This is a genomic window from Nonomuraea sp. bgisy101, from assembly GCF_057708945.1.
In genome coordinates this window covers 19,220-31,566 of sequence record NZ_JBYITD010000039.1, presented here as the reverse complement: position 1 = coordinate 31,566, position 12,347 = coordinate 19,220, and the positions used below count along the sequence as shown (strand labels likewise).

General features: G+C 66.2%; 14 protein-coding genes. 9 read left to right on the top strand and 5 right to left on the bottom strand.

Features of this window, described 5'->3' with window-relative positions; all coding sequences use genetic code 11:
• Positions 1-49: 49 nt before the first annotated feature.
• The 4 genes from AC3EO4_RS46290 to AC3EO4_RS46275 all read left to right on the top strand — a co-directional run bounded on the left by AC3EO4_RS46290 (position 50) and on the right by AC3EO4_RS46275 (position 2,670).
• The gene (locus AC3EO4_RS46290; protein ID WP_379575530.1) at positions 50-772 is read left to right on the top strand and encodes a TetR/AcrR family transcriptional regulator; all 723 of its coding nucleotides are present in this window, start codon (positions 50-52) and stop codon (positions 770-772) included.
• A 365-nt stretch (positions 773-1,137) separates the two neighbouring features.
• Positions 1,138-1,803: a hypothetical protein gene (locus AC3EO4_RS46285; protein WP_431902337.1), complete on the top strand. Its 666-nt coding sequence runs from the start codon at positions 1,138-1,140 to the stop codon at positions 1,801-1,803.
• 157 nt (positions 1,804-1,960) lie between these two features.
• Positions 1,961-2,212 carry a hypothetical protein gene (locus tag AC3EO4_RS46280; RefSeq protein ID WP_431902336.1) on the top strand — a complete coding sequence of 84 codons (252 nt, stop codon included), beginning with the start codon at positions 1,961-1,963 and terminating at the stop codon, positions 2,210-2,212.
• A complete protein-coding gene (locus AC3EO4_RS46275) occupies positions 2,209-2,670 on the top strand; it encodes a helix-turn-helix transcriptional regulator (RefSeq protein WP_431902333.1) in 462 nt (153 codons plus the stop codon). Before AC3EO4_RS46280 ends, AC3EO4_RS46275 begins: the two co-directional genes overlap by 4 nt.
• Before the next feature lie 1,677 nt (positions 2,671-4,347).
• Here AC3EO4_RS46275 and AC3EO4_RS46270 read toward each other — a convergent pair.
• Positions 4,348-5,529, bottom strand: a complete 1,182-nt coding sequence (locus AC3EO4_RS46270) for a zinc-dependent alcohol dehydrogenase (RefSeq protein ID WP_379575526.1) — start codon at positions 5,527-5,529, stop codon at positions 4,348-4,350.
• Between the two features lie 341 nt (positions 5,530-5,870).
• On the opposite strand from AC3EO4_RS46270, the gene AC3EO4_RS46265 reads away from it, so the two are divergent.
• Together AC3EO4_RS46265 and AC3EO4_RS46260 are read left to right on the top strand one after the other, a co-directional pair.
• Positions 5,871-6,485 (top strand): hemerythrin domain-containing protein, encoded by a 615-nt coding sequence (locus AC3EO4_RS46265; protein ID WP_431902330.1) that lies wholly within the window; start codon positions 5,871-5,873, stop codon positions 6,483-6,485.
• A 284-nt stretch (positions 6,486-6,769) separates the two neighbouring features.
• Positions 6,770-7,102, top strand: a complete 333-nt coding sequence (locus AC3EO4_RS46260; RefSeq protein WP_431902328.1) for a hypothetical protein — start codon at positions 6,770-6,772, stop codon at positions 7,100-7,102.
• Positions 7,103-7,228: 126 nt separating this feature from the next.
• On the opposite strand, the gene AC3EO4_RS46255 is transcribed toward AC3EO4_RS46260, so the two are convergent.
• Positions 7,229-7,540 (bottom strand): helix-turn-helix transcriptional regulator, encoded by a 312-nt coding sequence (locus AC3EO4_RS46255; RefSeq protein WP_379575523.1) that lies wholly within the window; start codon positions 7,538-7,540, stop codon positions 7,229-7,231.
• Between the two features lie 108 nt (positions 7,541-7,648).
• Here AC3EO4_RS46255 and AC3EO4_RS46250 point away from each other — a divergent pair, with 108 nt between their 5' ends.
• Positions 7,649-8,128 (top strand): STAS domain-containing protein, encoded by a 480-nt coding sequence (locus AC3EO4_RS46250; RefSeq protein WP_431902325.1) that lies wholly within the window; start codon positions 7,649-7,651, stop codon positions 8,126-8,128.
• A 47-nt stretch (positions 8,129-8,175) separates the two neighbouring features.
• On the opposite strand, the gene AC3EO4_RS46245 is transcribed toward AC3EO4_RS46250, so the two are convergent.
• Positions 8,176-8,583, bottom strand: coding sequence for a hypothetical protein (locus tag AC3EO4_RS46245; RefSeq protein WP_431902322.1), 408 nt, complete (start codon positions 8,581-8,583; stop codon positions 8,176-8,178).
• 372 nt (positions 8,584-8,955) lie between these two features.
• Here AC3EO4_RS46245 and AC3EO4_RS46240 point away from each other — a divergent pair, with 372 nt between their 5' ends.
• On the top strand, positions 8,956-9,528 hold the full coding sequence (locus tag AC3EO4_RS46240; protein ID WP_431902319.1) for a DUF6461 domain-containing protein: 573 nt from the start codon (positions 8,956-8,958) through the stop codon (positions 9,526-9,528).
• 265 nt (positions 9,529-9,793) lie between these two features.
• Complete coding sequence (locus AC3EO4_RS46235; protein ID WP_431902316.1) at positions 9,794-11,242, top strand: WD40 repeat domain-containing protein; 1,449 nt, start codon at positions 9,794-9,796, stop codon at positions 11,240-11,242.
• A gap of 78 nt (positions 11,243-11,320) precedes the next feature.
• Here AC3EO4_RS46235 and AC3EO4_RS46230 read toward each other — a convergent pair whose 3' ends face one another.
• Both AC3EO4_RS46230 and AC3EO4_RS46225 read right to left on the bottom strand, forming a co-directional pair.
• Positions 11,321-11,581 (bottom strand): hypothetical protein, encoded by a 261-nt coding sequence (locus AC3EO4_RS46230; protein ID WP_431902313.1) that lies wholly within the window; start codon positions 11,579-11,581, stop codon positions 11,321-11,323.
• Between the two features lie 117 nt (positions 11,582-11,698).
• The gene (locus AC3EO4_RS46225) at positions 11,699-12,238 is read right to left on the bottom strand and encodes a YrhB domain-containing protein (RefSeq protein WP_431902310.1); all 540 of its coding nucleotides are present in this window, start codon (positions 12,236-12,238) and stop codon (positions 11,699-11,701) included.
• Positions 12,239-12,347: the final 109 nt, after the last annotated feature.

The following is a 12,347-nucleotide window of genomic DNA, read 5'->3' as shown; positions in this document are numbered from 1 at the left end:
CTCTTCACCGCAAGTGGCCGCAGCGGGCGAGACCGGAGAAGATAGGCGAGTGACAGCGTTGACGCGACGGGAACGAATGCGGGCCGAGCTCGAACGCGACGCCAAGGTCGTGGCCCGGAGGATCGCCGCGGAGGAGGGCATCGAGGGCCTCACCGTCGCCGCCGTGGCCCGCGGTGTCGGAGTGACGCCCCCCGCCCTCTACCGCTACTTCAACGGCAGGGCAGGCCTCGTCCGCGCCGTCTACGACGACGTCACCGCGGAGTTCATTGACACTGTCGCCCGGGCCGTGCGGCGCCAGGACCCCGACGACGTCAGCGCCCAGTTGCACGCCGGCACCCGGGCCGTGCTCGACTGGTCGCTGGCCAACAAGGTCGAGTTCGACCTGCTCATGGGCGCCGGCTTCCCCAAGGTCGCCGCGTCAGAGGAGGGCATCCCGATAGTCATCGCGCGTGAGCTGGGCGGCCTGTTCGGGCGGCTGTTCGCACAGCTGTGGCACGAAGGGGGGCTGACCTGCCTCGCCGACGAGGACATCGACCCCGTCCTGGCGTCGCAGTTGCGCACCTACCGCACGACCGTCGGCCTGGAGTTCCCGATCGGGGTGGTGCTGCTCATGGTCATCTGCTGGCGGCAGATCTACGGGCTGCTCTGCATGGCCGTCTACGGACACCACAAATTCGCCTTCGAGGACCCGCTGCCGCTGTTCGAGCACATGATGGACGACCTGCTCGGCCTCCTCGGCCTCACGCGGAGTCCAAACCTGCGCGTGGCCTGAATGACTCCTCCGGCAACGCCCCGCGCACGCCGGGCACGAAGGCGCCTGGCCTACAGGTGAGCCCTCTCGAGATGCTGTTTTGCGGCAACGGCCGGCAGAGCCGGCGGTGTCGACTTCGATCTGCTCGCCGTAGCGGGCGGGACGGCCGGTGCGGTCCTGCTCGATCGGCGCGCCGCGGAGGCCACGAGTGCCGAGCTGACCGCTGCCCGGGGCGGAGCTGACGCGGCAGCAAGCCGAACATGCCGGGGACGAGTCGGGCCGATGCGCACCGTCTTGTCCCAGCTGCCGGAGATGATCACCTTCGAGGAGGAACCAACCGCACAAAGAAGATCGTCTTACTGGTGGGGCATCTGACAGGGGGCGCGATGGACGACGAACCGATCCGGCGTGAAGTGGCCGTCCGCCGCCTCCGCGAACTGCTTGCCATGTTGTTCCTGTGCGCTTTGGTCGCCGCCGGTCTGGGCGTCTGGGGCGCCGCGCCGACCTGGAGCGAGCTGGGATGGGGCCTGGTGCTGTTGGCCGGCACGACGGTGCTGCCCATGCCGCTCTTCTTAGCCGGAAGGGTGGCAGCCAACAGGCGACGGCCAGTGATCATGGTGGGGCTGTTGGCGGCCGCCACCGGCGTCCAGGAGCTCCTGCGCCTCGCGGTCGTGTCCTGGGCGGCCGCGCAGGCGGTGGAGGCGGCCTGGATCGGCTTATGGGCCATCACGCTGACATGGGCGCTCTTCGAGCCACTGCTGCTCCACGACCTCCGCACAGGATCCGCCGAGCTGCGCCAGTTCCGGCAGCCCGCCGGGTGGGACACGGGGCCGCTGAGCCCCCGGCAGGTGTTCGCCACTCTCGGGGCGATCTCCAGGGAGGTCGGGCTCTGCCTCCTGGTGGCATGGAGCCCGTGGCTGGTGCTCGCCACGTTCGCGGCGCTGTCGGCCTCGGAGTTCCTGCTGACCGACGGGACCGGGCGCAAGAGGCTCATCGACGCGCTCGGTGGCTGCGTCGCACTGGCCGTCGGCGTGGCGCTCTGGCTCATGTGAGCGCGTGCGGCTCCGTCGAGTGAGCGAGAGAGATCGACGCACAACGTCCAAGCACGGGAGACCACGTGCGGCGGCAGTTTCGTCAGCTACGCCCGCACAGCGACCCCCAAGCCGCAGGCGCCCCGCTTCTCTCGCCGCCCGTTGGTAACGTCGCGGCATGACCACCCAAGAGCGTGCGGCCGCCGCGTGGGCGGACCTCAACGACAGGCAGCGCACGTACATGGCCCAGGAACTTCGCCCGAACCGGTCGGGGACGAGATTCCTGGGCCTGCGGATCGACGCCGGGCTCGTCCAGCGAGAACTCGCGGCGCTCACCGGGCGCCCGACCGGTTCCACCGTGCGTTTCGACCTTCCGCTCGACCTATCCGAACCGCGGGGCAGGGCGGTGAAGCTGCTGATCGGTCATTGATCGAGCAACTCGACTCCGGCGACCCGCTGTTCCAGCGGGAGGAACTGCAACGGGGCCAGTTGCGCTGCATCGTGACCGCGCTGCTGCTGGCCCAGTCACACACCCATACCGCCACGCTGCGCGGCGTCCCCGGGATGCCGCATCCCAGAGCGCTGCGTGCGGCCGTCGCCTTCGTCGAAGCCAACCTGTCGGAACCGATCTCCCTCGGCCAGATCGCGGAGGCAGCCGGGTGCAGCGCGCGGACGATCAGCAGCGCGTTCCGGGAGAAACTCGGGACATCTCCGATGGGTTACGTCCGCGACCTCCGGCTGGACCGGATACGCCACGACATACTGTCGACCGGTGACCGGATCGGAGAAATAGCGTATCGCTGGGGCATGACCCATCTTGGCCGATTCGCCGGCGAGTACCGTTCGCGGTTCGGCGAGCTTCCGTCGACCACCGCCGCCCGAGGGTAGTTCCCACAGTCCTGGGGCAGTCCGTGGGCGAATCGCGATCCGTCCTGACTGCTTGACGCGTCCCGGTGGGCTCCGGCTGATGTCGAGCGCCATCCGGCAGTCCTTGAGACCTACGCCAGGCAGGAACTCGCGTTACACGGGGCACGGACGCTTCCCGCGTGGCCGGGCCGGGTTTCGGGCGCGGAGCTCGGGCCGATCAGTCGTCGTGTCCCCCGATCCTGGTGAAAAGGAAAGAACAGCTCTCGCTGAAATGGTGAACAGTGTACGACCTACAGGGGCTTTCTTGGGGTACCCGCTATATACATATGGGCAGGTAAAAGGGGCCTCCGCCATGGCTGACACCGGTAGTACGGCGATGAAGGGAGGGCGCTCATGTTTTCCGCAGTTCATTCCGGGCCGACTCGCCTGGGGGCGGTGCTGGCCTCCACCGCGCTGACGCTGACGGTCGGCGGCCCAGCCGCCGTGGCGACGCCTCAAGTCCCCACTGGCACCAGCGACACAGCTGTCGTCCAGGTGAGGGAAGGAAGCTTCTTCATCGTGCTCCAGAGGTATCGCTTCAGGCCAGGCGCCGTACAGTTCAGGATCAAGAACGTGGGCTGGCATCGGCACGCGCTGTCGGTCAGAGGGGCCGGAGTCCGCAGCACCTCCGCAGTCATCGAGCCCGGAGAAAGGACAACGCTCACAGTCGCCCTGAAGAAGGGCCGATATCTGCTGTGGTGCCCGGTGGGCCACCACCGCCAAAGGGGCATGTGGACCTGGATCTGGGCGAGGTAGCACCGTTATTGCGCCTCCGCCGCCTTCACCATTGAGGGGCCACACCATCGTCTGCGTCCTGCTCTGGCTGGGATGAGGTCACCGAACATGACCGCGTGTTGGGAGGACTTATGGCGGCGCTGAGGGCATCACTCGATCGGCGAGTCCGACTGCGGAGCAGGAAAGCCGCAGGATCCCAGCCGGAGTAGACGATGTGTCGGACGATCCGGTCCCCGCGGTGGAGACGCCCAGCCGCACGCAGGACACTCCGCCCGCACCGTGTCGGTTCTCGCACGGATCCGCGCCGATCGACCAGAGCGGAACACCCTCTCGACGCCCAACCCGGCCAGATGGGGATCGCGGGCCCACGGCGGCGTCCTCATCCACCATCTCCGCGAGCTGTTCGAAGTGCCGGGGAAGCGGAAGCAGCTGCGATGCTTCACCTTTGATGCCCTGGGTGGGCCACAGGCGGTGGATGGGCTTGCGGCCCTGAGCCTCTGTTTGGGCGTAGCAGACCTTCAGGTCGATTCGAGGGTGGTCGAGGGGTAGGGGCTGGGCAAGAGTCCACGCAGTGACGTCGCCAGCCCCACCTCGACCAAGGACATCTCCTCCAGCGGGCGCGGTGGTCTGCGCTCGCACTCCGGCGCGGGCGGCCGCACGAAGGATCAGCTGTACGCCGAGGCCCAGCGCCGCAACATCAAGGGCCGGTCGAGTATGACCAAGGCGCAACTGGAGAAGGCGCTGAGCTGACACACCCGATCCGATCACGCGTCGACGCTGCTCGTGTCGTCTGCGCGTTGTCGGCTGAGGCGACCTCCGCTGGCCGAGCCGAACCGCGCGGCCAACGAGCTCACCCCCCGACCCGGCTCGATCCGGTTTCCAAGCAACCGGCCTTCAAGGTGACCCCGGTGTGGGTCACGAGGGTCATGGTGTCAGCAGGATCTTGATCGCGCCGTCCGCCTTCTTCTGGAAGATCTCGTATCCGTGCGGCGCTTCGTCGAGAGGGAGCCGGTGTGTGGCCAGGTCCATGACGGCGAGCGGGTCGGAATCGTCGGTGACGAGCGGCATCAGGTCGTCGATCCAGCGTTTGACGTGTGCCTGGCCCATGCGCAGGCTGATGCCCTTGTCGAACATGCGCAGCATGGGCAGCGGGTCGGCCATGCCGCCGTAGACGCCGATCACGGAGATGACGCCGCCCCGCCGTACCGTGGAGATGGCTTGGTTGAGCGCCGCGAGGCGGTCGAGTCCCGCGGTGGACATCAGCGGCGCGGCCATCGCGTCCGGTAGCAGGCCGGTGACCCGCTGAGCGAGCCGGGCGGCGGGGGAGCCGTGGGCCTCCATCCCGACGGCGTCGATGACCGAGTCGCTGCCACGGCCCTCGGTCAGTTCACGGATGGCTTCGGGAACATCGTCGGTATGGGCGGCGTCGACGACCTCGACGCCATGGCGGCGGGCCATGTCCAGGCGGGCGGGCACGCCGTCCACGGCGATGACCCGGTGGCCGAGGTGACGGGCGATGCGGGCGGACATCTGGCCGATAGGTCCGAGGCCGAAGACGGTGACGCTGCCGCCGTCGGGGATGTGGGCGAACTGGACGGCCTGCCAGGAGGTGGGCAGGACATCCGACAGGTAGACGAAGCGCTCGTCGGGCGGGCCGTGTGGCACCGTGATCGGGCCGAAGTCGGCGTGCGGGACCCGCAGGTATTGCGCCTGGCCGCCGGGGACCTGGCCGTACAGCTTGGAGTAGCCGAACAGGGCGGCGCCGGTGCCGTGTTCGCGGACCTGGGTGGTCTCGCACTGGGCGTACAGCCGCAGGTCACACATATGGCAGTGGCCGCAGGCGATGTTGAAAGGGATGACGACCCTGTCGCCAGGTTTGACGTGGGTGACGTCGGGGCCGACTTCCTCGACGACGCCCATCGGCTCGTGGCCGAGGATGTCGCCGGGGGTCATGAACGGGCCGAGGATCTCGTACAGGTGCAGGTCGGAGCCGCAGATCGCGGTAGTGGTGATCTTGATGATCGCGTCGGTGGATTCCTTGATCGCCGGGTCGGCGACCTCTTCCACACGTACGTCGCGTCTGCCGTGCCAGGTGACGGCCTTCATCGTCGCTCCTCTACTCCGGTGGTGCGGTCATGGACCGAGCGGGATGACCACGCTTCCATGGTCGTGAGGCCTCCTCGCTGGATGCAAAACAGCCGCATACCCACATGGAGTCCGTCAAACGGCACTGCTCTCTTCCGCGCGGTCACGGGACCGGCGCCTGCGGGGTGGGCGCGGACACGGCCGCGAGTGAAGGCACGTGATCGCTTCGCGGGGCGGGACGCGCCCCCATGGCGGACCGTGGCCACAAGCGTCTGAGTATCGCCAACAGCAGCTCCGTTGTCGGCCAACTTCGCGTACACCTCTCCCTGCCGGGTAGCGAGGCCCGCCGGAGAGGAGAAGTCATGACAATGGACGTCATCAGCATGATCACCGCTGACCACCGCGACGTGGAAAGGCTCTTCGACCGGATCAGGAAGGACACCGAGGACCGCCCCGCGCTGCTCGCAGAATTGGCCGCCAAGTTCGTCGCCCATTCCCGAGGGGAGGAGGACCTGGTCTACCCGGAGATCCTCGAGACGGTTCCCAGCGAGCGGAATCAGGTCCGCGAAGGAACGGATGAGCACCACGAGGCCGAGCGGATGTTGCTCAACCTGCTGGACGTCGATCCCGACGATGAGCGGTTCGACCCCCTTCTGGAGGAGTTCGTCCAGGCGGTCACTCACCACGTCCAGGAAGAGGAGAGCGAGATCCTCCCCGCGCTCAAGCAAGCGATCTCCCGCCGGCGGCTCGAAGAACTCGGCAGGGCCTTCAGTGAGCGCAAGGCACGAGAAATTCAGCACGGCCTGCCCACGGCGAATAGCAAGGCGTCCCGGAAGCGGAGCAAGACGCCCGGCAGCCGATCCGAAGGGTTGAGCAAGGAGGAGCTGTACCACCGGGCGCAGCAGGCCAAGATCCCCGGCCGCTCGTCCATGACGAAGCAGGAGCTCACCAAGGCCCTCGAGCACAGAGGTTCGTGACACCCTGACCTCCTGCGCACCGGCCACCGACGCGTGCAGGCCCCGCAGCGGCGGACCGAGAACCGATCCGCATGAATCGCCGCTGCCGGGGCAGGTCGGGCTGCAAGCAGGTGGGACGCCTGTCCGGGTGTTGCTCTTCAGTGGTGCCATGCCGGGCGTCGCCATCATCTCTGTTCAACGGCGTGCGCCCGGATGGGGGGGACTGACCGCGCCCGGAGGAGCCGCGGATCACACGCGGCCGTCGGGGCAGGGGGTTCGTCTATCACTACGCCGACGGTCGTCAGGTGCGCGACCCCCGCGTCCTGGGCAGAATTCGCGCGCTGGCGATTCCGCCGGCGCGGCGGCAGGTTTGGATCTGTCGCGATCCCGACGTGCATCTACAGGCGGTGGGCACAGACGCCGCAGGGCGTCGGCAGTATCGCTATCACGGTGTGTGGCGTCAGAAGCAGGACCGGATCAAGTTCGACCGGGTCACGGAGATGGCTGAGCGGCTGCCGGGTTCCGTCGGGGTCTGCGTGAGCATCTTGGGCAGCGGGGGCTGGGCAGGCGCGGGTGCCGGCCGCGGCAGCGTGCATGCTGGATCTGGGGTTGTTTCGGGCGGGCGGAGTGGAGTATGACTCGTTCGGCCTGGCCACCCTCAGGCCCGAGCGCGTGAGCTGTATCGGCGAAGGGGCGCGGTGCCGCATCGCGTTGCCGGATGGGTCGCTGTTCGGGGTTCCTCCGGCCGGTCGACCATGACCGCTTCAGCGAATCGGCTCGCGATCGGTGAAGATCTCGATCAGGTGGCGGATGGGCACACCGGCCTCGGTGGGGTAGCGGAAGTGGAGATCGCGGTTGAGGGAGTAGGTGTTCCGGCGGCCGACGCGCTCGCGGGTGAGATAGCCGGCCCCATGTAGATCATTGACGATGGCCTGAACCGTGCGTTCGGTGACGCCGATGCCGGCGGCGATGTCACGCAGTCGTGCTTCGGGGTTGCGGGCGATCCCCAGCAGAACCCGGGCGTGGTGGGTGAGGAAGGTCCAACGGGGCGATCGTTCGGCTTCTCGTTCGTGCATGCTTCACTCTCATCCGCGTCCCGAAGGTGCCGAGGAATAGACGCACCTGATTACCAGAAGCTTATATGATGAAATGCCTTTCAGGTATTATGCTTCTCCTATCATGTTATGCACCGCCTGGCCAGGCGGACCTCGAGGACCCTGAAAGACACGTCTACAGCTCCCTCCGCCCTCCTGGCCGGCCGCACGGAGATCACCGAGGTCGTGATGACGTCGCTGTCTCTGATGGCTGTCAGCCTGCTGCGTGGCACGCTGATCGTCGTGTCCGGCGAACTGGACGCCACCAATGTCGCCCAGTTGGAGAACTACGTCGCCGAACACCACCCTGAACCGGCCCGTCCCCTGGTTCTGGATCTGGGTGGGCTCGCCTTCATGGACTGCACCGCCCTGAGTTTGCTCCTGCGTCTACGCGACCGCGCCGGCGCGCACGGCGGAAGCTTCCATCTGATCGCCGTGCAGCCGTGCCCAGCTCGGGTCCTGGAGATTGCTGGAGCGGCAAGACGGCTCGACGTCTATCCCACGCTGGAAGGCGCGCTCCAGGCCACCGGCCTGATTCTTCCGAGTGAACCCTCAAGTGACATCGCGTAGCGCTACCCGGGGCCGCCTCTGGCCTTGTGGCGGGAAGCCTGCGACATTCACCTCGCGCGCGGCGCCTGCCACCTGCCGGCCCGGGAAACCCGCGCGATGGTGGAGGCCGAGACCCGGGCCGAGTTGGCCGAGACGCGCGCCGTGCTGGAGGCCGCGCGCCGCGACGTCGCGGTCGCGGCCGCTTCCGCCGACCAGCGGCTGCATGCCCTGCAGGCCGCGCTGGAGTCCGCGGAGCACGCCGCCACCCAGGCCCTGGCTCGGGCTGAGGCCGCCGACCGCCGCGCCGAGCACGCCCAGCAGCAGGCCGCCCAGGCCCGGTTGGAGTTGATGGCGGCCAGGGCGAGGCCCAGGCCACCACGCTCCTGCTCGCCCGCGCCGAGGCCGACCTGGTCACCGCGCGCGAGCAGGTCGATGCCCAGCGCGAACGCGCCGCGGACGCCGAGCAGCGCGTGCACGCCGCCGAAGCCGGCCAGAAAGCAGCACGTGATGTGTCCTCGGCGTTCTACTGTGAGCCCTTTTCACCCTGAGGGCGCAGCTCAGGGCGGGTGAACCGGTAGAGGCGAACACTTAGGCCGCCGCCGAGCAAGGCGTCGGGCGATCCCACCCAGTCCAAGCAACTCCACATCACCCGCTTCCGAGCCATCCGGCTGAGAGGATGAAAAGGCTCTGTGTCAGCAGGCGGCCTGCCCGGCGATGAAAAGGTTCACTGATCACTAGAATCCTGAGTTCACGCTGGCCAGGGTGCGCCGCGCCGCATCGCGCCCGGCCTCATCGTCCCGTGACGAGCGGCTTCTGTGCCTGTCGGTGGCGGCTGGCACCATGGCGACATGACCATGCAGCCCCTCGATATCACTTGGCTCAGCGGCGAATACTCCGAGGAGTGCTACAGCTTCATCTACATCCGTGCCACGCCTGAACAGGTGGTTGCCCGCCTCGGCGGTCGATGGGAGGACTTCACTCCGGGTCCCTTCCCCGACGACCCGGATCACTACCCACTCCCTGGGGAGCCTCTCGGCGTCACCTCCATCGGCGATTGGACGTTCGTTTTCGACCCTGATTGGCTCGGCACCTGCGAAGACGTGATCACTAAACTCTCCGAAGGCACCCGCCTCGTCTCCCAAGCCGCACTCGGCATCAAGGCCATGGACTACTTCTACTGGTGCGAGGACGGCGAGATCAGATTCGCTTGGGGCGGCGATGACGGCTATCTGATAGGGACCCCGGACGAACTCGTAGACACGATGGCGGAGATCGACAGGCTCTACCCATCGTTTCCCCGGCTCTACGAAGGGCCGGCTTTCCTACTCGTCGAGCACCTGACCGGGATCAGGGCGACGGAGCAACTGCTGAAGGGCTCCACGTTCATGTGGGGTGTCGTCCCAGAACCAACCAAGTCGTAACGTTGGCCAACAGTGAGTCTTTTTCGTCCTGAAGTCGCAGCTCAGCGCAGGTGAACCGGTAGAGGTGAACACTCCGGCCGTCGCCGGGCAGGTCGTCGGGCGATTCCGTCCAGTCCAAGAAACACCACATCACCCGCTTCCGAGCTGGCCGGCTGGGAGGATGAAAAAGGCTCTCTGTAGCCCTCTCATCCTCTCTCAAGCCATCATCACCGATATTCTGTACCCCCCGGCGACGTTGGCAATGAGTGGGAGGTGAGTGTGCCGCATGAACGTCCGTCTTGGCGTGAAAGGCCTTGTCGTCATCGGCCTGGTCGTGCTGAGTGTCATAGCTACGGTCGGCTCGTCGTTGGTCTACTTACAGCAGGAAGCCTTCATGAATGAGCGGATCCTTCTGGCTCGCTCTCTAGCCTTCCACGCGAGCGAACTGAGGGATGTGGATCCATATACGTCCCTCACGCTCGGCGTGGCCGCGGTGCATATCAACGAGAACGCTGCAAGTCGCAAGGCGCTGTTTGAAAGCTTCTTGGTGCTGCGTCGCGAGGATCTCTTCGCTCAAAACCCAAGAGGTGCCCGCAGTGTGGCGCTGAGCCAGGACGGCCACGTGGCGCTCATTAAAGATGCAGACGAGATCGGCGTCTGGGATCTGAGCGGAGTGCTCGATCCGAATATAGAAGGTGAAGTCGAGAAGCGAGCTGGATTGGAAGGTGATTACGAAGATGTAGACGCCCTTGCACTCTCCTCTGACGGTCGAACCGCGTTGATCGGCCAAGATAACGGCACCGCGGTGCTATGGGATCTGAAAAACCTTGCACAGCCTACTCGCTTAGGAGCTATCAATACGGGGGCCGCAAGTGAGGCTGATCGCGGGATAGAGTCGCTCGCATTGTCACGTGACGGCCGCACAGCATGTGTCGGTGACTTCGACGGTAATTTTTCCATCTGGGATCTCAGTGTAAAAACGAAACCGATCAGACGCTCGCATGTTCGGCTCCCGAGTGGCCCCATCAGTAGCATCTCTCTTGACGCTCATGCCCGCCTTGCTGCTACTCTGGCAAAGGATCGATACGTGGCTATCTGGGACCTCGGCCGCCACGATGACCCAATCCAACGTAGCAGCCTGGACCTGCCATTTAAGAGTGCAGGGCCGATATCGATCACTGCAGACGGACGTGAAATCCTCGTCGGAAACTCGCGCCGGGCGGGTGTATGGTCGCTGGCAGACCCTGCGGCACCGATTCATACTGCCACTCTAGATATGCCCAACCAGGATCTTCATGGTATCGCCCTCTCTGACTCTGGGAAGATCGCACTTTTTGCGGGAGATGGCGGCAGTGTGCCACTCTGGGATCTGTCGATGCAATCTCGGCCGACAAGCATCTCCTCCCTGAAGAATTACTCGCAAGAAGTCGGCTATGTCGCCGTCAGTGCTAACGGAGAGGTGGCGCTCACTGCTAGTCCCGACCGTGGAGTGACGATGTGGGACCTGAGAGACTTGCCGGAGATGCTGGAGGATCCCGTGGATGTCGTTTGTGATGCTCAAGGCGATCTGAAGATTACTCGCGAAGAGTGGACTCGATACGCTGGCGATGTTGATTGGACGCGATACGGTGGCGGCCTCTTTGGTGAAGATACCCTGGCAGCGTGCTCGATTGATTGGGTGCTAAGCCTGAATCCACGGGGCGAAGCCGGGAAAGTAATGTGGGGTGCCCTCTGAGCTGAGAGGATAGGAGTTCGCGCAGCCGTCACGCCCACCCGGGGCCACCCGGCAACCAGGCCAGGCCCCCGGCTGCTTTCACGCGCCGTCGCCTGACGCAACCGCAGGGCCCCTCACGTGTCGTACGAGCCGTCCCACGGCGCCGCTGAACCCGAGCCGGTTCGGGTGGAACTTGGCCCAGCCGTCCCGCTCCTCGCCGTCGGGATACTCCCCATGGCACTCGCGGACCAGACCGAACAGTGTGCCGTCGATCTCCACGGCGAACGGGGCACTCGCGATGTCCCGCCTGCCGGGCAGCGAATGCACCCGCTCGTCCAGGAACTGCTGCGCGGCTGCCACCACCGGCGCCTTCGTGGGACCGTCGGCGACCGTTTCAGCATGCGGACCCACCGGCCCGGGGCCGACTTACCCGAGGTGGATCAGCGACACGGTCTCCTCGGCCCCTCAGCCAGACCTCTACTGGACCGGACCAGCCAGCGTTTCGATGGGCAGAGGCGGCCACTTCGGCTCCTTCCGGGTAAGGCTTGCCAGCTCTTCCGGTGGTTCGGCACCGTCCCGAACGGTCGTGACGTAGGCCTTTGCTTCCTGCAAGCTCAGTCGCGGGGCCTGCTTGCGCAGGTGGCTCATCGCGGCCACGACGCCGGCGGAGTGGACGAGCGCGCGAACAGCGGAGGCCAGTGGATCAGGCGGTCTCATGCCTTTGGTCTGCAGGAGGTAGTGCTCCTCCCAGCCCTCTTCCGACCACCAGGCGTCGGGGATGTAGTGGATGCTCCCGTCGTGCCGGTCCACCAGGCAATGGCCGCCGCCCATGAGGTTGCTGCGCACGCCTCCGGTGCGGGCGTACTCCGCCGTGTTCCAGAAGGCGAGCCAGCCGACCGAGTGTTCCTCCACGTGGTAGACGGCCAGCTCGGGGGCCGGCCCACTCCATGACCATGTCAGCCGCTCTGTGGCCAGGAAGGACTCGACGAGCTCGACGGTGCGTTCCTTGGAGATCACGATCGCATCATTCACCACAGGTCAACCGGTTTTCGGCATGCCGGCGCCGTCCCCACCGAGATCTCAAACGCGGTCTGAGGCTTGCGCGGAACGTAGTTCTTGAAGGTCG